Here is a 22611-nt window from a genome sequence, read left to right as displayed (position 1 = left end):
GGAGCGGCCGCGCCCGAGCGCGCGCCCCCAACTGCAACCAACACCGAAAGGAGCCTCGCATGAAGAAGCATCTGCTTGCCGCCGCGAGCGCGACCATGCTCGCCGCCGCACCCGCCGCCGCCCAAAATATGGACTCCCCGCAGGGCGCCAGCATCGAAGACCGGGCCGTGTGGTTCAACGTAGCCGACCGGAACAACAATGACCGGCTTTCGCGCGCCGAATTCCGCGCTCTGCGGATGAACACCGTCGATTCGCGCTGGGTGCGCAACTATCGCGGCGACATGGACGCCGAACGCGATTCGGTGATCGATCTGAGCTTCCAGACGCTCGATCGAGACAACAACGGCAGCATTTCACTGACCGAGTTCGCGAACGTCGGAACCGGCGCCTATGTGGTCGCCATGTCAAATGCGACGGGGAACGCCGCCACCCAGGGGACGGCTGCCGACGAATATTGGGACTGGAGCCCCGAATATGTGACGGTCACCTATTATCTCACCGTCACTCCGGTCGATACCGACGCGTTTGAAGGCCGCTCGGTCTACAACATGAATCGGGAAGAGGTCGGCAAGATTTCCCGGATCGTCCGCACTGAAGATGCGAATCGCTATTATGCGATGATCGACCTCGAGGGTCGGCCGATCTATCAGCCCACGGATATGGAGCGCGACAACGTCGGCGTTCCGCTCGATGACATTCTTCTGTTCCGCGAAGGCAGCTCGCTGTTGCTGAGCACACGGGGCGAGGAATTTCTCCAGGACGCGCAGGCGCGCGTGATCGAGAATCCCCAGGTCGTCGACCGCCTCTACACCGTGAACTGACACATGCATCGGGGAACGGCACTGCCGTTCCCCGGTTTCGTTCGCGAGGAGGAGATCGATGCCGAGAATTCTGCCTGCCGCCGCCGCGATGTTCGCCCTTTCCCTGGGTGCCTGCGGCGAAACCGAGCCCGAGCCAATCCTTGACGAAGTGGTCGCGCCCGAGCCCACGCCCACCGGGCCCGACGCGAGCGAGCTCGCCACGAGCTTTCCGCGCGATCGCGTGACGCTCGACGGAACCGTCATCTCGACGACTCCCTCGCAATTGCTGCTGGATTACGGCAGCGGGGAGATCACTGTCGAAGTCGACGACTGGGACAGTTTTGGTGAAGCGACTCTCATCAATCCCGGCGACCGCGTTATCGTGACCGGACTGGTCGACGGCAGCTTCCTCACCAGCCGCAGCATCGAAGCGCGCAGCGTGTTCGTCGAGGATCTCAACACCACTTTCTTCGCCGCGGGCGCCGACGAGGAGGATTTCGGCCTCAGCAGGCTCGGGACCGCCGCGGGCGCCACGAACGTGAATTTCACTGGCCGCGTGCGCGAGATCGACGGTCGCGCTTTCGTGATGGGCACCGACAACGCCCGCTTCACGGTCGATACCTCGCGAATGAGCTACGACCCGCTCGACGAGGAAGGCTATCAGAGGATCGAGGCCGGCGAGCGCGTGTTCGTCTGGGGCGAATTCGGCCCTGCTTCGGGCGATACGGCGCGGCTGATCGCCGATGGCATCGTCAGCCTGACGCCCGATGCCCCGGAGGAAGAGAGCGTGGCGTTCGGCCCCGAGGACTCGGCGAGGGAACAGAATGTAGGCGGCGGCGACGCAAGGATCGGCAACGCCAGCGGCCCCTGATGGGGGCCAGCCGCAGGCGGCATCGCGGCAGGTGAGAGGCTCCGGATGGCACGCGCCATCCGGAGCCGAACCGTCACTGACTCTCGAGTTCCGAAATGTGGAGCGTCGCCTGCTGTGTCGAACCCGAGCTATAGGTGCCGACCCAGATCTCGTAACGCCCCTCCAACGGACTGTCGAACCGCACGCTGGGGTTGCTGCCTTCCCCACCATCGTCGTCGCAATACCAATTCCCGTCGGGTGCATTCACCATCAGCGTGGTGTCCGACGACGAATCGACGGAAACGATCAGCGGCATGTCGCCCATGTCGTCGTTCGTATACCGCAGCCGCACGTCGGGCGCCTGCGTGACGTACCCCCGGCACCCGGAAATGACGTCCGCAGAGAGACTGCCCCCCGCTCGAAGCGAAAGCGTGTAGGGGTCCGGCAGGAAGCCGCTCTCCAGCGAGATTTCGCGATAGTTCGGGTCGGCGCCGACATCGGGCCGGTCGCCGCTCCGCGCATCCTGCCGCCTGCCGTCGCTCTCGAGCTCCGAGATTTGCAGCGTGGTCGAGGACCGTACATCCTCATCGTAAGAGCCGACCCAGATCTCGTAGCGGCCCGAGCGCGGCGAATTGAAGCGGACAAGCGCATTGAGACCGTGGCCGCTGTCGTCGTCGCAATACCATCGGCCGTCGGGCGCGTTGACCACCAGCGTCACGTCGTCCTGCGACTGAGTCGAGATGATCAGCGGCAGGCTCCCGGCGTCGAAGCGGAGCCGCAGGTCCGGAGCATCGGTGATATAGCCCGAGCAGCCGCCAGCGGCATTGCTGGCGGAGACCGATCCGCCCGACGTCATCCGCACCGTATAAGGATCGGGCGTGAAGCCGGAAGACAGCGAACGCTCGCCATAGTTCGGGTCGGCGCCGACATTCTGCGCCAGCGCAGGCGTCGCTGTGCCGACGAGCAGCATTGCTGCGAGTGTTGTTCTGATCATCATCGTCTGTCCCCTTTCATTTCACAGCCGAAATGGCCCCATTTGCGTAGCGGCTGCAAAATTACAGGTGGATGAACCTCTTGTTTTGCGCAACTTAATGTTAGCGAATACTTCGCCGCCTCCCCTTTCCTTGTCTCGGTCCAGGCAGGTGCGGCGGGGGCATTTCGCTTCCCCTCCGGGCCGCGAATCCCTATATCCTCGGCATGGCAACTCCTCCCGAACCGAACGAATATGGCGCCGAATCCATCAAGGTGCTCAAGGGCCTCGATGCGGTGCGCAAGCGCCCCGGCATGTACATCGGCGACACCGATGACGGCTCCGGCCTCCACCACATGGTGTTCGAGGTTTCCGACAATGCAATCGACGAGGCGCTGGCCGGCCATTGCGATCGTGTGCTGATCGAGCTGAACGCCGATGGCTCGGTGTCGGTGGAAGACAACGGCCGCGGCATTCCCACCGGCATCCACAAGGGCGAGGGCGTTTCGGCGGCGGAAGTCATCATGACGCAGCTGCACGCCGGCGGAAAGTTCGAGAACACGTCCGAAGGCAATGCCTATAAGGTCTCGGGCGGCTTGCACGGCGTGGGCGTCAGCGTGGTGAACGCACTCAGCGAATGGCTCGATCTGACGATCTGGCGCGACGGGCAGGAGCATTTCATGCGCTTCCGCCACGGCGATGCCGAAGCGCCGCTGGCGGTTACCGGCCCCGCCGAGGGCCGCAAGGGCACGCGCGTGACCTTCCTGCCCTCGCCCGCCACCTTCAAGATCACCGAGTTCGATTTCGACAAGCTCGAGCATCGCTATCGCGAGCTCGCCTTCCTCAACTCGGGCGTCCGGATCGTCGTGCGCGACCGGCGCCACGAGGACGTCAAGGAAGTCGAGCTGTTCTACGAAGGCGGCATCGCGGCGTTCGTGAAATGGCTCGACCGTAACAAGTCCGCACTGATCCCCGAGCCGATCGCGGTGGTCGGGCTGAAGGACGATATCGGTATCGACGTCGCGCTGGAGTGGAACGACAGCTATTACGAGAACGTCCTCTGCTTCACCAACAACATCCCGCAGCGCGATGGCGGCACGCATCTGGCGGCGTTCCGCGCAGCGCTGACTCGCACGCTCAATGGCTATGCCGACAAGTCGGGCCTCCTCAAGAAGGAGAAGGTGAGCCTCACCGGCGATGACATGCGCGAAGGACTGACCGCGATCGTCTCGGTCAAGCTGCCCGATCCCAAGTTCAGCAGCCAGACCAAGGACAAGCTCGTCTCGTCCGAAGTGCGCCAGCCGCTCGAAAGCCTGATGTCGGAAAAGATGTCCGAATGGCTCGAGGAGCATCCCGCCGAGGCGCGGCAGATCATCCAGAAGGTGATCGACGCCGCCGCCGCGCGCGAGGCCGCCAAGAAGGCGCGCGAGCTCACGCGGCGCAAGGGCGTGATGGACATCGCCAGCCTGCCCGGCAAGCTGGCCGATTGCCAGGAGCGCGATCCCGCCAAATCCGAGCTGTTCCTGGTCGAAGGTGATTCGGCGGGCGGATCGGCCAAGCAGGGCCGCGACCGCCACTTCCAGGCGATTCTGCCGTTGCGCGGCAAGATCCTGAACGTTGAGCGCGCGCGGTTCGACCGGATGCTGAGCTCGAAGGAGATCGGCACGCTGATCCAGGCGATGGGCACCGGCATCGGCCGCGACGACTTCAAGCTGGAAAAGCTGCGCTACCACAAGATCGTCATCATGACCGACGCCGATGTCGACGGCGCGCACATCCGCACGCTGCTGCTGACCTTCTTCTATCGCCAGATGCCCGAGATCATCGAGGCGGGGCACCTCTACATTGCCCAGCCGCCGCTCTACAAAGCGACCAAGGGCCGCAGCGAAGTCTATCTGAAGGACGATACTGCGCTCGATCAGTATCTGGTCGAAGGCGGCGTCGGCGCCACGGTGCTCGAAACACCCCAGGGCACGCGCTCGGGCGAGGACCTGCGCGCACTGGTCGAGCATGCCCGACGGATGCGCACGCTGATGCGCTATGTTCCACGACGCTATGACTCGGCGATCGTCGAGGTGCTCGCGCTCGGTGGCGTGCTCGATCCGGCCGCGACGCGCGAGCAGCGCGCGGCACGGCTCGATTCGGTCGCGAGCCATCTCGACCGCACCGACGCGGATGCCCGCTGGTCGGCGCGCATCACCGAAGACGGCGCCCTGCACTTCGAGCGCTCGTGGCGCGGCGTGACCGATCATCACATCATCGAGGCAGCGTTCCTGGCTTCGGCAGAGGGGCGCAAGCTCCACGGCCTCGCGCAGGAGCAGGCGGAGAGCTATTTGGGCACCGCCAAGCTGGTGCCGGCGAAGAACGCCGCGCAGAACGATGAGGCGCCCGAAGGCACGATCGACACCGAGACGCCCGACGAAGAGGCGCCCGTCACTGCCTCCAAGGGCGAGACGCTGGTGGCGCGACCCAGCGAGTTGCTCGACGCGATCCTGGCGGCGGGCCGCAAGGGGCTGGCGATCCAGCGCTACAAGGGTCTCGGCGAGATGAATGCCGAGCAGCTGTGGGAGACCACGCTCGATCCGCAGAACCGCTCGATGCTTCGAGTGGCGGTCGACCAGGCCGATGTCGCCGACGAGATTTTCACTCGGCTGATGGGCGACGTGGTCGAACCGCGGCGCGAGTTCATCCAGGAGAATGCGCTGAGCGTCGCCAATCTGGACGTCTGAGTGAGTGCCTCTGCCGCCCGTCGGCCTAGAACGGGCGCGGCATCGGCGCGCGACTCGGCAGCGTCGGGCGCAGCCGCGCTCCGCCCGATCTCGCGATCTCGCTCGGCTCGCCGTGCCGCAGACGGCGCCGCTCAACACGTCTGCGGCACGGCGCAAGCGATCCGTCGCCGCTTCGCCACCGCCGGGCGCAGCTCGAAACGCCCGCGGATTGCGCCGCTCGGCATAATGAGGCACCGCCTCGCCGAGGCAGAAGACGGGGCTTTCATGGCGACGGTTCGTTTCGGGCGATTGCTGGTGCTCACCGCGTGCATCGCGCTTGCCGCTCCTGCCGCAGCACGCGACGAAGCCGGGTCCTCCGTCGCGACAACCAGCGAGGCGCCGCCGGTCGATGCCGGCCGGGCGAGCTACTACGCTGATCGCTTCGCCGGCGGGCGGACCGCAAATGGCGAACGTTATGACCCGCGCGAGCTGACCGCGGCGCATCGCACGCTGCCCTTCGGCGCCCGCGTCCGCGTCACCGATCCCGCCAATGGTCGAAGTGTCGTAGTGCGGATCAACGACCGTGGCCCGCATCTTGCCGGCCGTGTGGTCGATCTCTCCCGTGCAGCCGCAGAGGAGCTCGGCCTGATCCGGCGCGGCGTCGGTCACGTCGAACTCAGGCTAGTCGAGGAAGCGGGCGTCGAAAGCGCGCAGAGCTGATGCTTCACGCTTCCGCAACCGGGTCGTGCTAACGCCGCGGAATGCGGCAACGTGATTCTTCACCGTCACGGACAGCAGGCGCGCTGTTCGCGATTGCAGGCGCGGCGGCGCTCTCCGCCTGCTCGGCCGTGCCCGGCCCGCGCATGGGCGCCGCGCCTCCTGCAGCCCTGAACGATGGCGTCGCCAGCTATTATGGCGACGAATATGCCGGACGCCCGACGGCGAGCGGAGAACGCTATGATCCCGGGGCAATGACCGCAGCGCACCGCACGCTTCCCTTCGGAACGATCGTGCGCGTCACCGATCCTGCGACAGGCCGTAGCGTGACCGTGCGGATCAACGACCGCGGCCCCTTCCGTCCGGGGCGCGTGATTGACCTCTCCTATGCCGCGGCCGCCGAGCTTGGCCTCGTCCGGCGCGGCATCGCTCCGGTGACGCTCGCTCTGGTCGACCGCTGAAGACGGGTGCGGGAGTACCAGCCCCCCGGCGCCCCGCCTCAGCCGAGCTCGGAGATCAGCGCAGAGTCCCGGTCATAGATGTCCGGGCGATAGCTGATGCTCCCGTCCGGCTGCGGCCATGCAGTGAAGTAGGTCAGATACACCGGGATTTCCCGTTGCAGCTGGACCTGCTGATTGTCGCCCGAATCGATCGCCTGGCGCAGTCGCGCGCGATCCCAGCCGTCCTGAGTCAGCGCCCACATCGCAAGATCGATCGGCCGCTCGACCCGGACACAGCCATGGCTTTCCGACCGGCTGGAATTCTCGAACAGCTGGTCCGCCGGCGTATCATGCAGATAGATGGCATGCGGGTTGGGGAACATGAACTTGATGCGGCCCAGCGCATTGTCGGGCCCCGGCCGCTGGCGCACGAGGAGATTGGGATCGCCCGCCGCGGCGCTCGCCCAATTCATGGCGCCCGGGTTGAGCACATCGGCACTCGGGGTGAAGCTGCGGACCACTTCCATGTTGCGGCTTTGCAGATAGCCGACGCCGTTCGCCCGAACCGCTGGCGCGATCTCTTCGCTGGTGATCGAATTGGGGATGTTCCAGTAGGGATTGATCTCCAGATATTCCATGCGATCCGCCATCAGCGGCGTGCGATCATATTCGGTGCCGACGACCACGGCCATTTCCTGCACCGCCCGGTCGCCTTCATACATGCGCACCGTGTATCCCGGGATGTTGACCATCACATAGCGGTCGCCGAGCGCATCCGGCAGCCAGCGGGCACGCTCCATGTTCGCGATCAGCGTGCGCTCCTGCTCTCCCGGCGGCTGGTTGAGCATCGCGCGCGTGTTCGGCCCGAGCACGCCATCCGCGCTCAGCCCGTGCTCCCGCTGAAACGACTCGACGGCGGCGGCGACTTGCGAATCGTAGCGATTGGCGCCGCTCTGCGGCACGGGAAGGCCGAGCCGCTCGCGCAACCTCTCGACGCGCGGGCTCCGGTCGCCCTGGCGGAGCAAGTCGCCCTCGCCGATCAGCGGCTGCGCGTCTGCTCCGTTGCCGTTGCGCACCTGCGCCAGCGCGTCGCGCAGGCCGTCATAGACCGGGTTCAGCCGATGCTGCTGCGCGAACCATTGCTCGAAGCTGCTCGCCGATGCAGCCGACGCCAGCACGTCCGCGGGGGCCGGTGGCTCGGGAGCCATGCCGGGCTCGGTGAAGTCGATCTTGTTCTCGACCCGGCCGTAGCGCAAATCGCTCAGATACCGCACCATCGTCTGCGACAGGCGCCGCTCCACAGCACGCCAATCGGTGCGCTGCGCCTCGGCGTCGCGGATCGCCTCCGCCAGCTGCTGCGGATCATAGTCCGCCGGATCAAGTCCCTCGCTCGCGGCATTGGAGAGGCGCTCCAGCAGTACCCCTGCATGCGGCCCTGCGCCGCGCGGGCCGAACCAGAAGGGCTGGCCGCCTCGTTCCGCATAAAATGCATCGACTCCGCGCTCCTGCGTCGCTTCGTGCGCCGGTGGAGCGGCCTCGGACGCCATGGTCGCGGCTGGCGCGGCGACTGAAGCGGCAGCAAGCAGGAGCGACGACAGGGAAAGATGCGATGCTAAGCTCATGAAAAACGGGTCTCCTTTTCCTTAGGGAAAGAATGAACCCCTCCATCGGTTCCGCAATCGTCCCGATCACCGGTTGACCGGGCCAGTACCGCAATGCAGCAAAGGCGCCATGGCCACGCTTCCTCCGATCACCAACAATCCGGACATCCGCTTTCTGGGGCGCCTGCTCGGCGACGTGATTCGCCGGCATGGCGGCGAGGACTTGTTCAAGCGGATCGAATATATCCGCTCGACTTCGGTCGACCGGCATCGCGGTATCGCCGGCGCCGATGCGATCGATCCCGGGCTCGACCGGTTGACACTCGACGAGACGCTGGATTTCACGCGCGGGTTCATGCTGTTTTCGATGCTCGCCAATCTCGCGGAGGATCGGCAGGGCGTGACCGCCGAAGACGAGGCGGATGTCGAGAGCGCACTTGCAAGACTTGCCGAACACGGTGTCGATCGCAGCGCCGTCGCTGCGCTGCTCGACCAGGCGCTGATCGTGCCCGTGCTCACGGCCCACCCGACCGAGGTGCGGCGCAAGAGCATGATCGATCACAAGAACCGGATCGCCGAACTGATGGCGCTGAAGGATCGCGGGCTCCAGGAGACGCCGGACGGCGATCGAGTCGACGAGGCGATCCTGCGCCAGATCGCGCTGCTGTGGCAGACGCGCGTGCTGCGTCGGGAAAAGCTTGGCGTGGCCGACGAAGTGGAAACCGCACTCAGCTATTTTCGCGACGTTTTCCTGCCGACGCTGCCGGCGCTTTATGCACGCTGGGATCGGGCGCTCGGCGAGCGCAGCCCGAGCTTTCTCAAGCCGGGGAGCTGGATCGGCGGCGACCGCGACGGCAACCCCTTCGTCACGGCCGAATCGCTTCGGCTCGCGCTGGCGCGCGCCGCCGAGACGGTGCTGGTCCATTATCTCGATTCGCTCCACGCGCTGGGCGCCGAGCTGTCGATCTCGACGCTGCACGCCGATGCCGATCCCGCTGTCGTGGCGCTGGCGGAGGCGAGCGGCGACACCGCTGCGAGCCGCGCCGACGAGCCCTATCGCCGCGCCATTTCCGGGATCTATGCGCGGCTCGCCGCCACCCATCTGAAGCTCGTCGGAAAGGCGCCGCCGCGCCCCGGCACGCTGACCGGCGAACCCTATCCCGATCCCCGCGCGCTTCGCGACGATCTCGCCGCGATCGCACATGGGCTTGCGGGCGGCGGCGATAGCCCGCTCGCCTCCGGCGGCAAGCTGGGGCGGCTGATTCGCGCCGTCGAGACCTTCGGCTTTCATCTCGCCACGCTCGACATGCGCCAGAACAGCGCCGTCCACGAGCGCGTCGTTGCCGAGCTGCTGAAGTCGGCAAACGTCTGCGACGATTATGCGGCGCTGCGCGAGGACGAGCGGATCGCCTTGCTTCGGCGCGAGCTGGCGAGTCCCCGGCCCCTGACCAGCCCCTATGCGAACTATTCGGACGAAACCGCGTCCGAACTCGCCATCGTCCGCGCGGCGGCCGAAGCGCATGCGCGCTATGGGCGCAGGTGCATCACCAACTACATCGTCTCGATGGCGGAGTCGGTTTCTGACCTGCTCGAAGTCCATGTGCTGCTGAAGGAAGCCGGGCTCTACGTTCCGGGAGAGACGCCGCAGGCGCATGTGATGGCCGTGCCGCTGTTCGAGACGGTCGCCGATCTCGAAGCGGCGCCGTCGATCATGGAAGCCTGGTTCGCGCTGCCCGAAGTTGCCGCGATCAGCGCCGCGCGCGGGCATCAGGAAGTGATGATCGGCTATTCCGACTCGAACAAGGACGGTGGCTATCTGACCTCGACCTGGCAGCTGTCGCGCGGATCCACGGCGCTGCAGCCGGTGTTCGAGAAGGCCGGCGTGTCGATGCAGCTTTTCCACGGCCGCGGCGGCGCGGTGGGCCGTGGCGGCGGATCGGCGTTCGCGGCGATTCGTGCACAGCCGCCCGGCACGGTGCAGGGGCGCATCCGGATCACCGAGCAAGGTGAAGTGATCGCGGCGAAATACGGGACGCCGGAAAGCGCGACGACCAACCTCGAAGCAATGGCATCGGCCACGCTGCTCGCGACGCTCGAACCCGAAAAGCTGAGCGCGCGCGACTATGACCGCTTCTCCGCGGCGATGGACCGGCTCTCGGAGACGGCGTTCCGCGCCTATCGGGGGCTGGTGTACGAGACGGAGGGCTTCACCACCTTCTTCCGCCAGATGACTCCGATCGCCGAGATTAGTGGGCTGAAGATCGGATCGCGGCCGGCGAGCCGCAAGAAGTCCGACGCGATCGAGGATCTGCGCGCCATCCCCTGGGTGTTCAGCTGGGCGCAGGCGCGGGTCATGCTCCCCGGCTGGTATGGCGTCGGCCAGGCGATCCGTGACTTCGACGACAAGGGGCTGCTGCGCGAGATGGCGGCCGGCTGGCCGCTGTTCGCCGCCACGCTCGACAATATGGAACAAGTGCTCGCCAAATCCGACATGGGGATCGCCAGGCGGTATGCGGCGCTGGTCGAGGACGATACGCTGCGCGACCGGATCTTCGGGCGCATTCGCGAAGGCTGGGATGCCACGCACGACGGACTGCTGACCGTGACGCGCCAGACGCGGCTGCTGGAGAAACACCCGCGACTGGAAACGTCTATCCGGCTACGGCTCCCCTATATCGAACCGCTCAATCTGCTGCAGATCGAGCTGCTGAAGCGCCACCGCGCGGGCGAGCAGGACAGCCGGATCGGCGAGGGTATTCTCCTCTCGATCAACGCGATTGCGACGGCGCTGCGCAACAGCGGCTAGCGCGTCGGCCGCCGCTGGCGCGTCAGTCGTCCAGAAACGGCGCGGCGATGTCGTCGCGGACGCGCATCAGCCGCCCGGTCGCACGATCGAGAAGCGCCCAGGTCGTCTTCGCCTCGACCTTCACCTTGCCGTCCTCCCCGGTGAACCGCATGTGTCGGTCGAACCGCGCGCCGCGCGGCGGCTCCGAAACCCAGGTTTCCGCCGTCACGGCCTCGCCGTCGCGCACATTGCCGCGATAGTCGATCTCGTGGCGCGTCACGACCCAGACATAGGCCCGGCGATGCTCCGGCGGCGCGACCGCATCCCAATGGGCGATCGCCACGTCCTGGATCCACTTCACCCAGACCGCATTGTTGACATGGCCCAGCTCGTCGATGTCGCCGGAACCGGCGGTGATGCGCGTGGTGAAGCGGGCCATGCCTTGTCCCTAGTGCGCGGCAGAGAGGCTGGGAAGCGGCGTCACTCGGTCAGGGTGCACGGGATCGGCGGCTCGCCGCGCGCGGTGAAGGTCAGCGCGTCGCCACGCGCCTGCAGCGTGTAGCCCTCGCTGGTGTAGAGCATGCCCGAGCCCACCTCCTGCCGCGCAAGCGTCGCGACCGTCTCGCCCTCGCGCGAGACCGCCACCCTTTCCCGATCGGAAGCGAAGCGGACGACGAGCTGCGTACCATCGACGCAGCGATAGCGGGAAAGGGAGCGCGTCTCCGTCTGCGCCTCTGGCGTTGGCGAAGCCGGTGCAGTGGGCGCGGGGCTTGTGGTCGGGCTCGGGATCGGCGTGGGACTGGCCCGGGCGACCGGCGTAGCAAGCGGCGTCAGCTCCCCTGTCGCGGCCGTCGTGGGAACAGGCGACGGCTCCGGCTCGGCTTCCGCAGGGCGCGGCGTCACGTCGATCTCGTGAATCCGCCAGCTGCGCTCCTCGGCAGTCGTGCCCGGAATGGCGCCATTGCGATGCACCGTCACGAAACCGCGCATGACGAACGGCCGGTTTCCTGCCGCCAGCCGGCCAGTGACGCGCACCGGAACCCGCGCCCAGCGATTGCCTGCGCCCGCGTCGATGCGGTCGGGCAGGCCGACTTCGGCGCGGAGTTCGCTGAATTCCTCGAACGTCTGCGCGAACTCCTCGCTCGAGAGACCGGACGCGGTGCCATCGCGCTCCCACAGTCCATAGGCACGGCGATAGGCGCCGCGCGAGAGCAGGCGATAATAGTGCGTGACGAGGTCTGCGGCGGCCTGCCGGCCGTTCGAATCCTCGATCGCCGCTTCGGCCACGGGCTCAACCGGAGCGCTCGGCGCAGACGATGCTTCGGCCTGCGGAGCAGGAGCCGGCTCGGGCGGCGCGGCCTCGGCGGATTGCGCGGAGGTCGCAGGCTGAACATCAGCCGGCAGCCGGGTCTCGATGTCGGTTACGATGTCGGCGTCCTCGCCTTCGCTGCACGCAGCGAGCGCGCAAAGGGCGATCAGGGCGACGGCAAGCCGCATACGATGCTCTCCTCCAGGACCCGAACCCGCGGAAACGGGCCGCAGCTGCGAACGCCGCCGCGCGGCCCCCGTTCCGGGCGCACGCGTACGGCTCAGCACTTCCCGCATTTCCAACTGCGCCCCCTCGGCGGTTTCCAGGACATCGCCCGCCCAGAAGCCGAACGCCGCACGCGCCTTGAAAGCGGCCATGTTCGCCAGCGGCCTTCGAACGAAAGCACGCTCCATTTGATCGACTCCGCGGCCTGCGGCCGAGCGAAATCTGCCTGGCGCACGATATAGTGGTCGACTCGCAGGTCGGTGAGCATGGCGCACTCCGAAGCGGGGAGTGCGCCATGCTGCGCAGCCGCGCGGACGGGGTCAAGCGCAGGCAGGTTCAGGGGGCGAGCGCCGCGTCGTCGCCGTCGTCGCCCTCCGCGTCGAGCGCGGCCTGGTCGACGGCGTCGTTGTCATAGTCCGCCTGCAGATCGTCTTCATCGCGATCGTCGCGGTCGAGCCGCGCATCGGGATCCTCTTCGCCGATCTCGCGGTCGCGCATCGCGAGATCGTCCTCGCCTTCGACGTCGTCGAGCTCCTCGCCGAGGTCCGGGTCCATGTCGGTCTGCACCGTGCCGTCGTTCGGGCCGCCGCGCGTCGCTTCGAAAACCTCGGCGCGCTGGCTCTCGTCGTACCCGTCGTCGTTGGGGCCCTGCTCGGGAATCTGATGGCCGCCCATATCGTCCTCATCGTCTCGGCCGCGGGCGGAATGCCCGGGCCGGACGTCAACGGAAGGACCGCGCACGCGTTCCGCCGCGCCGCCTCGCTTATGTCAGCTCGGGCGAAACATCCGCCCGCGCTCGGCGATCGCGATGACGATGAACGCCGCCGTTCCGCACAACAGGAAACCCGCATAGAGCGGCACGGTCGTTCCGTCGTAGGATTGGCCGATCACCGCTCCCAGCACCGCGCCGCCCAGCGTCGTGACAAAGCCCTGAAAGCTCGACGCCGTGCCGGCGACCTCGCCCATATTCTCCATCGCCATCGCCGAGAAATTCGAAGTGGCGAGCCCGAAGCACGCCATCATCAGAGCCTGGAGAATGATGAAGCTCACCAGCGATTCGCCGCCGAACCACACGACCGCCAGATGCACGGCGGAGATGCCGATCAGCCCAGCCAGCGCGAAATGCGAGATGCGCCGGGTGCCCAGCCGCATCACGATCCGTGCATTGATGAACGATGCGAGCGCCATGGTTCCCGCCACGCAAGCGAACACCAGCGTGAGCAGATGTGGCACCTCGAAGATATCGGCGACGATCTGCTGCACCGAACCGATGAAGCCGAATAGCGCGCCCGAAAGCGCCGCCGCCGCAAGCGTGTAGCCGACGGCGCAGCGATCGCGCAGCACTGTCATATAGCCCCGTCCGATGCGCCGCGGATCGAGCGACAGCTTGCGCTCGGACGGCAGAGTCTCGGGCATCCGCACCCAGAACCAGATCGCGATCAGCGCGGCGACTCCGCCGATGCCGCCGAAGATCAGCCGCCACGATCCGAACAGCAGCACGATTTGGCCGAAAGCAGGCGCAAGCACCGGTGCCGCCATGAAGACGATGAAGGCGAGGCTCATAACGCGCGCCATCGCCCGTCCGGCAAAACAGTCGCGCACGATCGCGATCGTCACCACCCGGGCTGCGGCCACTCCGGCGCCGCTCGCAAACCGCGCCAGCAGCAGCAGCTCGAAGCTGCCGGACACGGCGGCAAGCGCATTGGCGACGACATATCCGCACAGTCCGGCGAGCAGCACCGGCTTGCGCCCGAACCGATCCGAGAGCGGCCCGTAGACGAGCTGCGCAAAAGAAAAGCCCAGCAGGAAGGCCGTGATCACCAACTGGCGCCGGTTGTCCTCGACCACGCCGAGGCTGTCGCCGATCGCGGGCAGTGCCGGCAGCATCGAATCGATACCGAGCGCCGTCAGCGACATCAGTGCCGCGACGATCGCGACGAATTCCCCGAAGCCGAGCGGCGCGCGATCCGCCGATTCGGCGTGCGGCGGTGCGGTCTGCTGATCCATGCGGGAGCCTTTGGCGGATCGCGCCGGTCGCGTCACCTGCTTTGCTTGACCTGGCCCGGGCAAATCCCTAGTGTATTGTGAGTATAACACGCTGGAGACCAAGCCCATGAACCGCGCCGCCGCCCTGTTGTTGCTCGCCCTGCCGCTCGCCGCTTGCGGAGATGGGGAAGGCAACGGCACGGCGATGTCGATCGACGCCATTTCGGACGGCGGGAATGCGAGCATCACCTCCGACGCCGACGGCCGCTTCACGATCAAGGCGCCGGGGTTCGAAGGGTCGCTGAAGCTGCCTCCGATCCAGATCGACGCCGCCGATTTCGACGTGAACGGGATGCGGCTCTATCCGGGATCGACGGTGACGGGCTTCAATGCCGAGGCCGATGACCGAATGGGCCAGCGCGATCAGGCGAAGGCGACCTTCCGATTCACCAGCCCCGCCGATGCGGCGACCGTGCAGGAGTGGTTCCGCGAACAGCTTGCCGCGAACGACTTCGAGTTTCAGGCAGATGCAGCCGGTTTTGCCGGCACGACAGCCGAGGGCGACCGCTTCCGCCTCGAACTCGGCGGCCAAGGCGACCAGACGCGGGGCACGCTGACGATCGGCGAGTAACGCACGCGCCGCTGTTCGGGCGCCGCCCGAGCCGCTATCTGCGGAGCTCAGTTCAACCGGAGTCCCGATTCGTGACCGACACCCTTCTCGACCAGGTTCCGCTCGTCAGCCTAGCGCGCGCGGATCGCGAGCCCGAGGCGTTCGCCGCCGAGTTGGGGCAGTCGTTCGAGCGGTTCGGCTTCGCGATGGTCTGCGATCACGGGATTGATCCGCAGTTGGTCGATCGCGCCTGGGCCACTACCCGCGCATTCTTCGAGCTGCCGGAGGACGAGAAACGCCGCTATCATGTTACCGGCGGCGGCGGCCAGCGCGGCTACACGCCCTTCGGCATCGAGATCGCCAAGGACGCGAGCGAGAACGACCTCAAGGAATTCTACCATATCGGCCGCGATCTTCCGGCCGGGCACCGCTATGCCGAGGCCATGCCCGACAATATCTGGCCTGATCGGCCGGAAGGGTTTCGCGAAACCTTCGGCGCGCTGTTCGCGGCATTCGACACCGCCGGGCTGCGGCTGCTGTCGGCGATCGCCCGGCATCTGGGGCTAGCCCCCGACTGGTTCGAAAAGCCGGTGGCTGACGGCAATTCGGTGCTCCGCCTGCTCCATTATCCGCCGGTGTCGCCCGATGCGCCCGGCGTGCGCGCAGGCGCACACGAGGACATCAACCTCATCACCCTGCTCCTCGGAGCCGAGGAGGCGGGGCTGGAGCTGCTCGACCGCGACGGTCGCTGGCTCCCGGTGAAGCCGCCCGAAGGAGCGATGGTGGTCAATGTCGGCGACATGCTTCAGCGGCTGACCAACCATGTGCTGCCTTCGACCAGCCACCGCGTGGTCAATCCGCCGCCCGAGCGCCGGGGCAATGCGCGCTACTCGATGCCTTTCTTCCTGCACCTCGCGCCCGATTTCACGATCGAGACGCTCGAGAGCTGCATCTCGGAGGACAATCCGAACCGCTATCCGCAGCCGATCACGGCGAACGACTATCTGCGCGAACGGCTGATCGAGATCGGCCTCATCAAGCCGTGATCCGGCCGTCGGCGCGCCTGCTGCGCGTCGACGCGCACGACGACGGCGTCAATGCCTGGAGCATGGCGCATTTCGCGCCGGGGCAGCAGCTCGCCGGCTGGATCGGCGGCTATTGCGACTATGAAGAGCGCACCGGCGGCTTCACCGTCCGGCGCGAGCTGCCGAACACCCAGGCGGTGCTGCTCGTCAATCTCGGCGAGCCGATCGCGCTGGTGGGCGGCGATGGGGGCACGTTGCGGCTCGGCGCCGGCGAGGCATTCGTCGCGGGAACCCATCTGCGACCGGCACTATCGCAATCGACCGGCGCGCAACGCGGCGTGCATGTTTTCCTGTCGCCCGTGGCGCTGCGGCGGCTGACCGGCGTGCCGATGCACGAACTGCGCGACCGCGTGGTGCCGCTGGAGGCGCTGTTCGGTGTTGCCGCTGCCACGCTGGGCGCGGCGCTGGGCGAGGCGGCGGATCGCGCGGAGCGCGTCAGGCTGATCGAAGCCGCGCTTGAGGCACGACTGGCGCGCACCGCCGATCTGCGCGCAGTCGACCTCTATGCCCTGCGCCAGACCGAAACGCTCGCCGGCGTCGAGCTTGCCGAGATCGCCCGCGACATCGGCTGGAGCCGCAAGCATCTTGCAAGCCGGATCACCGATCTGGTGGGGGTAGGCCCGCGCAGCTGGCGACGGCTGCGCCGGTTCGAGCGCGCGGTGGGGCTTGCGGAAAGCGGTGATCGCGACTGGGCGGGCATCGCTGCCGAATGCGGATATTGCGACCAGTCGCACCTCATTCGCGAGTTCCAAGAATTCGCTGGTCTCACGCCGCGCGCGTTCGCCGCGCGGCTGGTGCCCGGTGGCGGAGGGCTGATCGAGCGCTGAGGTGCCTTTCGTCCAATCGTCTCCCCGCGCGGCATGGCAGCGAGTGCAAACCACCAGGGAGAGAGTCGGATGCGACACGAGATCATTCCCAATCTGCGCTATGCGGATGCGCCTGCGGCGATCGCGTTCCTCTGCGATGCGTTCGGATTCGAACGGCACGCAGTCTATGCAAACGCACAGGATCCGCAGATCATCGATCATGCCCAGCTGCTCTGGCACGACCGCATGATCATGATTTCCTCGGCGAAACCAACCGACTATGCCGCCGCGGCAGGAATGAAGACGGCGGCCGAGGCAGGCGCCGCGACCGTGACCTTGTACCTCGTCGTAGCCGACGTCGATGCGCACGCCGAGCGCGCGCGGCACGCCGGTGCCGAAATCTTCATGGAGCCGGCCGACCAGTCCTATGGCGGGCGCGGCTATGGCGCACGCGATCCCGAAGGCAATGTCTGGAGCTTCGGCAGTTGCGATCCCTTTGCCGATCAGTAGCAGCGCTGCCGTTCCAACCGCCGGTCACTTGGGTTAGGCGCTGTCGCGCTGAACCACAGGAGCACCGAATGACTGAACCGCTGCGCGTCGCCCTTGCCGGACTCGGCACCGTCGGAGCAGGCGTCGTTCGGCTCATCGACGCGAACGGCGAATTGATTGCGCGGCGCGCGGGCCGCCCGATCGAAGTCGTCGCCGTGTCCGCCCGCGACCGCAGCAAGGACCGCGGGATCGATCTCGACCGCTTCGACTGGGTCGATGACCCCGCCGAGCTGGCACGGCACCCCGGGGCGGATGCAGTGGTCGAGCTGGTCGGTGGTGCCGACGGACCCGCGCTCGCGCTGGCTCGCGCCGCGCTGGGCGCCGGCAAGAGCTTCGTCACTGCCAACAAGGCGATGGTTGCACACCACGGACTCGAGCTCGCCCGCGCGGCCGAAAGCGGCGGGGTGGCGCTCAAGTACGAGGCTGCGGTCGCCGGCGGCATTCCGGTGATCAAGGGGCTGCGCGAAGGCGCTGCCGCCAATGTGATCGACCGCGTCTACGGGATCCTCAACGGCACCTGCAATTTCGTCCTCACCAAGATGGAAGCCGAGGGCCGCGACTTCGCCGACATCCTCGCCGAAGCGCAGCGGCTCGGCTATGCCGAAGCCGATCCCTCGACCGATATCGACGGGGTCGACGCAGCACACAAGCTGTCGATCCTCGCCAGCCTCGCCTTCGGCGCGCAACCTGCGTTCGCCGACGTGGTCGTCACGGGCATTCGCAACGTGATCGCCGCCGATATCGCCGAAGCAGCCGCACTCGGCTATCGTGTACGCCTGCTGGGCATGGCCGACGCCGACGGCAAGGGCCTGTTCCAGCGCGTCCAGCCGATGCTGGTGCCGCTCGATCATCCGCTCGCGCATGTACTTCATTCGACCAATGCGGTCGTCGCCGAAGGCAATTTCGTCGGACGGCTCTTCTTCCAGGGCGCAGGCGCGGGCGACGGTCCGACCGCCTCCGCTGTCGTGGCCGACCTGATCGACATCGCGCGCGGCGAATTCGGGCCGCCCTATGCGATGCCGGTCGAAGCGCTGGCGGCGCTCCCGCCGGCGGACAGCGGCGAGCGCCGCGGGCGGGACTATCTGCGCTTCACCGTGGCCGACAAGGTGGGCGTGCTCGCCGAGATCGCCGCGGCGATGCGCGATGCCGGCGTTTCGATCGAAAGCCTGATGCAGCGCGGTGCGATGGCCGATGGAAGCGTGCTCGTGGCAATCGTGACGCACGAGGGCCCGGAGCGCTGTGTCGCTCAGGCGCTCGAAAAACTGCGGGGCTCGCCGAGCCTCAAGAGCGAGCCGATGTGGATGCCGATCCTCTCCGACTGAGGTCAGTCGTCGGAACCGGTATCGATGATGACGGTGCCGTCGCTGGGGCAGACCGGCGCGCCCGAAAGACCACACCGCATCGGCTCCTGCTCCATCGCCCGCGCAACGCGATCCTCGGTCTCGGCGGGATCGAGCGGCAATCGGAAGCGGCTACGCCGCTCGGTGCAGTCGGCTTCGCCCGCCGCGCAGGTCTGCGCATCGCGAAGAAGCTCGATTTGCCCGGGCGCCGGTGCATCCTGCATCGGAACGATCGGCAGCAGCAGGAGAAGTGACAACATCGGGCGTGCTCCTTCGTGCCCCCCGCTTTTCTCAACGCCGGGGCAGGCACGAAGTTGCCGCGGCACGCGCCCGGACGCTCCTCAGTTGCCCCGGCAGAGGCGCTCGCCTATCGGCTTGGCGATCACATTCGAGGGGTGCCCGATTCCATGCCGACTGCAAGCAAAGTTCTCGACCGCGTCCTGGTGCTCGAAATGGTGCGAGTCACCGAAGCCGCGGCGATCGCGGCTTCGACTTTGGTCGGCCGCGGCGACGAAAAGGCCGCGGACCAGGCCGCCGTGGAGGCGATGCGCGACGCGCTGAACCAGCTCGATTTCGACGGCACCGTGGTGATCGGCGAAGGCGAGCGCGACGAGGCACCGATGCTCTATATCGGCGAGAAGGTCGGCGCGGCGCAGGGCAGCGGCCCGAAGATCGATATCGCGCTCGATCCGCTGGAAGGCACGACGATTACGGCCAAGGCCGGTCCCAACGCGCTGGCGGTGCTGGCGATCGCCGAGGAGGGCTGCCTGCTCAATGCGCCCGACGTCTATATGGACAAGCTGGCGGTCGGCCCCGGCTATCCCGAAGGCGTGATCGACCTCGCCAAGAGCCCGACCGAGAATATCCAGGCGATCGCCAAGGCGAAGGGCTGTGCCCCCAACGAGATCATCGCCTGCGTGCTCGACCGGCCGCGCCACGAGAAGCTGATCGCCGAGCTGCGTAGCTGCGGCTGCGGCATCATGCTGATCCCCGACGGCGATGTCGCAGGCGTGATCGCGACGACCGACCCCGAGACGACGGTCGACGTCTATATGGGCCAGGGCGGCGCGCCGGAGGGCGTGCTGGCGGCGGCGGCGCTGCGGTGCGTCGGCGGCCAGTTCCAGGGGCGCCTCGTCTTCCGCAACGATGACGAGCGCAGCCGCGCCGCCAAATGGGGGATCGAGGATCTCGATCGCATCTATACGCTCACCGATCTCGCGAAGGGCGACTGCATCTTCGCCGCGACCGGCGTGACCGACGGTTCGCTGCTCGACGGAGTGAAGCGCTATGGCCGCAAGATGCACACCGAAAGCGTGGTGATGCGCGCAAGCTCGGGCACGGTCCGCTGGGTGAAGGGCGAACACCGGCTGTGATCCTGGAGACCGCCACCGCGGCGCAGCTGCTGCTCGCGGTCACGCTCGTCGTACTGGCGGTCTTCACCATTTTCGATGCGCGCTCCTATGCGCGGTTCAAGACGATCGACGACACGCGCGAGCGCAAGCGCATCTTCGGGCGCTGGGTCGTTCAGGCGATGCTGCTGTTCGGCGGTGGCGCGCTTATCGGGCTCGCGCTGGTGGGTCGGCTGGGCGAGATCGTCGCCTTTCCCGTCGAGTTCCTGCCCGCGACTGCCCTGTTGGGCGAGTTGGACGACGTTCGCGGCCTCATCACCGGCACGCTCTTCGGACTGGTCGGCGGGCTGATCCTCGTCAGTGCGCTCGCCTTGCTGCGCCCGCCGAAGGAGGGCGAAGAGGTCCGCGTTGTCGGCGACATCGGTGCGCTACTGCCGCGCAACCGCGCCGAGCTGCCCTATGGCGCGCTGCTCTCGGCCAACGCGGGTATCACCGAGGAGCTGTTCTTCCGCCTCTATCTGCCGCTGCTCATCGTGCTCGCGGGTGGCGGCGCGGTGCTGGCGCTGGTCGCCGCCGCGCTCGTGTTCGGGCTGATGCATCTCTATCAGGGCGCCGCCGGCGTGATCGGCACCAGCGTAATGGGGCTGGTCTTCGTGCTGATCTACCTCGTCACCGGCAGCCTGTTGCTGCCGATCCTGCTCCATGTGCTGATCGATCTGAACGGACTGGTGCTCCAGCCCGCGCTGCTGATGCGCCGTCGGCGGCTCAGCTCTTCAGGCGCCAGCCCGTCCTGAAGATCAGCCACACGACGAACAGGCACAGCGCGAGGAAACCGCCGGTGAAGCCCAGGCTCACCCAGATATCGACATCGCCCTCGCCGAAGAAGCTCCAGCGGAAACCGCTCACCAGATAGACCACCGGGTTGAACAGGCTCACGGTGCGCCACGGCTCGGGCAGCATGTCGATCGAATAAAAGGCACCGCCCAGGAAGGTGAGCGGCGTCACCAGCAGCACGGGCACGAAATTGAGCTGCTCGAAGCCCTTTGCCCAGATGCCGATGATGAATCCGAACAGGCTGAACGCCAGGCTGGTGAGGATCAGGAACGCCGCCATCGCGAACGGGTGGCGGATATCGAGGTCGACGAAGAAGCTGGCCGTGACCAGGATGATCAGGCCGATCACGATCGATTTGGTGGCGGCGGCGCCGACATAGCCGAGCACCATCTCCATCGCCGAGATCGGCGCCGACAGCAGCTCGTAGACGGTGCCGGTAAACTTGGGAAAGTAGATGCCGATCGAGGCGTTCGAGATGCTCTGCTGCAAGAGCGACAGCATGATGAGCCCCGGCACGATGAACGCACCGTAGTTCACGCCGTCGACATTCTCGATCCGGCTGCCGAGCGCGCCGCCGAACACGACGAAGTAGAGCGACGTGGTGATCACCGGTGCGGCCAGGCTCTGCCACAGCGTGCGCAGCGCACGCGCCATTTCGAAGCGATAGATCGACCAGACGCCCTGTGCGTTGAACCCGTGCATCAGCGCTGCTCCACCAGATCGACGAAAATGTCCTCGAGGCTGGATTTCGAGGTGTCCAGATCCTTGAAGCCGATCCCGAGATCGCCGAGCCTGCGCAGCAGCGAGGGAATGCCCGTCCGCTCCGCCTGCGCATCGAATACGTAGCGCAGCGCATGTCCCTCGTCGGCGAGCGTCAGTTCCCATTCGGCGAGTTCGGGCGGGATCGCGTGCATCGGCTCCATCAGCACCAGCGTCATCTCGCGCTTGCCCAGCTTCTTCATCAGCGCGGTCTTTTCCTCGACGAGCAACAGCCTGCCCTTGTCGATCACGCCCACCCGATCGGCCATTTCTTCGGCTTCCTCGATATAGTGGGTGGTCAGAATGATGGTCGTGCCGCGCTCGCGCAGCCCCAGCACCAGCTTCCACATGTCGCGCCGCAGCGAGACGTCGACGCCCGCGGTGGGCTCGTCGAGGAACAGCAGCTCCGGCTCGTGCGCCAGCGCCTTGGCGATCAGCACGCGCCGCTTCATGCCGCCCGAGAGATCCTTGATCTTCTCGTTGCGCTTGTCCCACAGTGACAGATCCTTGAGCACGCGCTCGCAATAGGCCTTGTCGGGCGCCTTGCCGAACAGGCCTCGGCTGAACCGCACCGTGGCCATCACCGTCTCGAACATGTCGACCGACAGCTCCTGCGGGACGAGACCGATGCGCGATCGCGCCTCGCGCGGCTCACGCAGCGCGTCATGTCCATCGACCAAGATGGTCCCGGAGCTCGGCACGACGATGCCGCAGACGATGTTGATGAGCGTTGTCTTGCCCGCGCCGTTCGGCCCGAGCAGCGCGAAAATTTCGCCGCGCCGGATTTCGAGGTCGACCGAGTCGAGCGCCTTGTGCCCCGAGCCATAGGTCTTGCTGACGCCGGAAACGGATAGAATCTGCATGAAGCCCCCTTCTACGGAGGCTAGA

Annotated in this window: 22 protein-coding genes; 13 read left to right on the top strand and 9 right to left on the bottom strand. The window is 66.7% G+C overall.

Going from position 1 to position 22611, the window contains the following annotated elements; genetic code table 11:
* The first annotated feature begins 59 nt into the window (after positions 1 to 59).
* Positions 60 to 821: an EF-hand domain-containing protein gene (locus ACQ450_RS12450; RefSeq protein ID WP_431469497.1), complete on the top strand. Its 762-nt coding sequence runs from the start codon at positions 60 to 62 to the stop codon at positions 819 to 821.
* A gap of 58 nt (positions 822 to 879) precedes the next feature.
* Positions 880 to 1671: a hypothetical protein gene (locus tag ACQ450_RS12445; protein WP_431469496.1), complete on the top strand. Its 792-nt coding sequence runs from the start codon at positions 880 to 882 to the stop codon at positions 1669 to 1671.
* A gap of 73 nt (positions 1672 to 1744) precedes the next feature.
* On the opposite strand, the gene ACQ450_RS12440 is transcribed toward ACQ450_RS12445, so the two are convergent.
* A complete protein-coding gene (locus ACQ450_RS12440) occupies positions 1745 to 2647 on the bottom strand; it encodes a hypothetical protein (protein WP_431469495.1) in 903 nt (300 codons plus the stop codon).
* Between the two features lie 200 nt (positions 2648 to 2847).
* Here ACQ450_RS12440 and gyrB point away from each other — a divergent pair, with 200 nt between their 5' ends.
* From gyrB to ACQ450_RS12425, 3 genes are all read left to right on the top strand, one after another.
* The gene (gene gyrB, locus ACQ450_RS12435) at positions 2848 to 5349 is read left to right on the top strand and encodes a DNA topoisomerase (ATP-hydrolyzing) subunit B (RefSeq protein ID WP_431469494.1); all 2502 of its coding nucleotides are present in this window, start codon (positions 2848 to 2850) and stop codon (positions 5347 to 5349) included.
* A gap of 264 nt (positions 5350 to 5613) precedes the next feature.
* The gene (locus ACQ450_RS12430; RefSeq protein WP_431469493.1) at positions 5614 to 6048 is read left to right on the top strand and encodes a septal ring lytic transglycosylase RlpA family protein; all 435 of its coding nucleotides are present in this window, start codon (positions 5614 to 5616) and stop codon (positions 6046 to 6048) included.
* A 41-nt stretch (positions 6049 to 6089) separates the two neighbouring features.
* Positions 6090 to 6506 carry a septal ring lytic transglycosylase RlpA family protein gene (locus ACQ450_RS12425; protein ID WP_431469492.1) on the top strand — a complete coding sequence of 139 codons (417 nt, stop codon included), beginning with the start codon at positions 6090 to 6092 and terminating at the stop codon, positions 6504 to 6506.
* 38 nt (positions 6507 to 6544) lie between these two features.
* Here the strand turns inward: ACQ450_RS12425 and ACQ450_RS12420 are convergent, their stop codons facing one another.
* Positions 6545 to 8107, bottom strand: a complete 1563-nt coding sequence (locus tag ACQ450_RS12420) for a L,D-transpeptidase family protein (protein WP_431469491.1) — start codon at positions 8105 to 8107, stop codon at positions 6545 to 6547.
* Between the two features lie 109 nt (positions 8108 to 8216).
* Here ACQ450_RS12420 and ppc point away from each other — a divergent pair, with 109 nt between their 5' ends.
* A complete protein-coding gene (gene ppc / locus ACQ450_RS12415) occupies positions 8217 to 10892 on the top strand; it encodes a phosphoenolpyruvate carboxylase (RefSeq protein ID WP_431469490.1) in 2676 nt (891 codons plus the stop codon).
* A gap of 22 nt (positions 10893 to 10914) precedes the next feature.
* On the opposite strand, the gene ACQ450_RS12410 is transcribed toward ppc, so the two are convergent.
* From ACQ450_RS12410 to ACQ450_RS12395, 4 genes are all read right to left on the bottom strand, one after another.
* Positions 10915 to 11310, bottom strand: coding sequence for an acyl-CoA thioesterase (locus ACQ450_RS12410; RefSeq protein WP_431469489.1), 396 nt, complete (start codon positions 11308 to 11310; stop codon positions 10915 to 10917).
* Between the two features lie 41 nt (positions 11311 to 11351).
* Positions 11352 to 12593 carry an MliC family protein gene (locus ACQ450_RS12405; RefSeq protein ID WP_431469488.1) on the bottom strand — a complete coding sequence of 414 codons (1242 nt, stop codon included), beginning with the start codon at positions 12591 to 12593 and terminating at the stop codon, positions 11352 to 11354.
* Between the two features lie 148 nt (positions 12594 to 12741).
* Positions 12742 to 13080, bottom strand: a complete 339-nt coding sequence (locus ACQ450_RS12400) for a DNA primase (RefSeq protein ID WP_431469487.1) — start codon at positions 13078 to 13080, stop codon at positions 12742 to 12744.
* Between the two features lie 93 nt (positions 13081 to 13173).
* Positions 13174 to 14412: a multidrug effflux MFS transporter gene (locus tag ACQ450_RS12395; RefSeq protein WP_431469486.1), complete on the bottom strand. Its 1239-nt coding sequence runs from the start codon at positions 14410 to 14412 to the stop codon at positions 13174 to 13176.
* Positions 14413 to 14518: 106 nt separating this feature from the next.
* Between ACQ450_RS12395 and ACQ450_RS12390 the strand changes: the two genes are divergently transcribed.
* The 5 genes from ACQ450_RS12390 to ACQ450_RS12370 all read left to right on the top strand — a co-directional run bounded on the left by ACQ450_RS12390 (position 14519) and on the right by ACQ450_RS12370 (position 18763).
* Complete coding sequence (locus ACQ450_RS12390; protein ID WP_431469485.1) at positions 14519 to 15022, top strand: hypothetical protein; 504 nt, start codon at positions 14519 to 14521, stop codon at positions 15020 to 15022.
* A 71-nt stretch (positions 15023 to 15093) separates the two neighbouring features.
* Positions 15094 to 16047, top strand: coding sequence for an isopenicillin N synthase family dioxygenase (locus ACQ450_RS12385; protein WP_431469484.1), 954 nt, complete (start codon positions 15094 to 15096; stop codon positions 16045 to 16047).
* Positions 16044 to 16913, top strand: a complete 870-nt coding sequence (locus ACQ450_RS12380) for a helix-turn-helix domain-containing protein (RefSeq protein ID WP_431469483.1) — start codon at positions 16044 to 16046, stop codon at positions 16911 to 16913. Before ACQ450_RS12385 ends, ACQ450_RS12380 begins: the two co-directional genes overlap by 4 nt.
* Before the next feature lie 69 nt (positions 16914 to 16982).
* Positions 16983 to 17402 carry a VOC family protein gene (locus tag ACQ450_RS12375; RefSeq protein WP_431469482.1) on the top strand — a complete coding sequence of 140 codons (420 nt, stop codon included), beginning with the start codon at positions 16983 to 16985 and terminating at the stop codon, positions 17400 to 17402.
* A 68-nt stretch (positions 17403 to 17470) separates the two neighbouring features.
* Complete coding sequence (locus tag ACQ450_RS12370) at positions 17471 to 18763, top strand: homoserine dehydrogenase (protein ID WP_431469481.1); 1293 nt, start codon at positions 17471 to 17473, stop codon at positions 18761 to 18763.
* A 2-nt stretch (positions 18764 to 18765) separates the two neighbouring features.
* Here ACQ450_RS12370 and ACQ450_RS12365 read toward each other — a convergent pair whose 3' ends face one another.
* Positions 18766 to 19041 (bottom strand): hypothetical protein, encoded by a 276-nt coding sequence (locus ACQ450_RS12365; protein ID WP_431469480.1) that lies wholly within the window; start codon positions 19039 to 19041, stop codon positions 18766 to 18768.
* A gap of 147 nt (positions 19042 to 19188) precedes the next feature.
* Here ACQ450_RS12365 and glpX point away from each other — a divergent pair, with 147 nt between their 5' ends.
* Positions 19189 to 20154 (top strand): class II fructose-bisphosphatase, encoded by a 966-nt coding sequence (gene glpX / locus ACQ450_RS12360; protein ID WP_431469479.1) that lies wholly within the window; start codon positions 19189 to 19191, stop codon positions 20152 to 20154.
* Complete coding sequence (locus tag ACQ450_RS12355; RefSeq protein WP_431469478.1) at positions 20151 to 20924, top strand: CPBP family intramembrane glutamic endopeptidase; 774 nt, start codon at positions 20151 to 20153, stop codon at positions 20922 to 20924. Before glpX ends, ACQ450_RS12355 begins: the two co-directional genes overlap by 4 nt.
* On the opposite strand, the gene ACQ450_RS12350 is transcribed toward ACQ450_RS12355, so the two are convergent.
* Both ACQ450_RS12350 and ACQ450_RS12345 read right to left on the bottom strand, forming a co-directional pair.
* On the bottom strand, positions 20896 to 21666 hold the full coding sequence (locus ACQ450_RS12350) for an ABC transporter permease (RefSeq protein ID WP_431469477.1): 771 nt from the start codon (positions 21664 to 21666) through the stop codon (positions 20896 to 20898). The genes ACQ450_RS12355 and ACQ450_RS12350 overlap by 29 nt on opposite strands.
* Positions 21666 to 22586 (bottom strand): ABC transporter ATP-binding protein, encoded by a 921-nt coding sequence (locus ACQ450_RS12345; RefSeq protein ID WP_188053987.1) that lies wholly within the window; start codon positions 22584 to 22586, stop codon positions 21666 to 21668. Before ACQ450_RS12345 ends, ACQ450_RS12350 begins: the two co-directional genes overlap by 1 nt.
* Positions 22587 to 22611: the final 25 nt, after the last annotated feature.

The sequence above is a fragment of the Sphingosinithalassobacter sp. LHW66-3 genome, assembly GCF_050703275.1.
Taxonomy (GTDB): Bacteria; Pseudomonadota; Alphaproteobacteria; order Sphingomonadales; family Sphingomonadaceae; genus Sphingomonas.
This window is presented reverse-complemented; position numbering and strand designations above follow the sequence as displayed.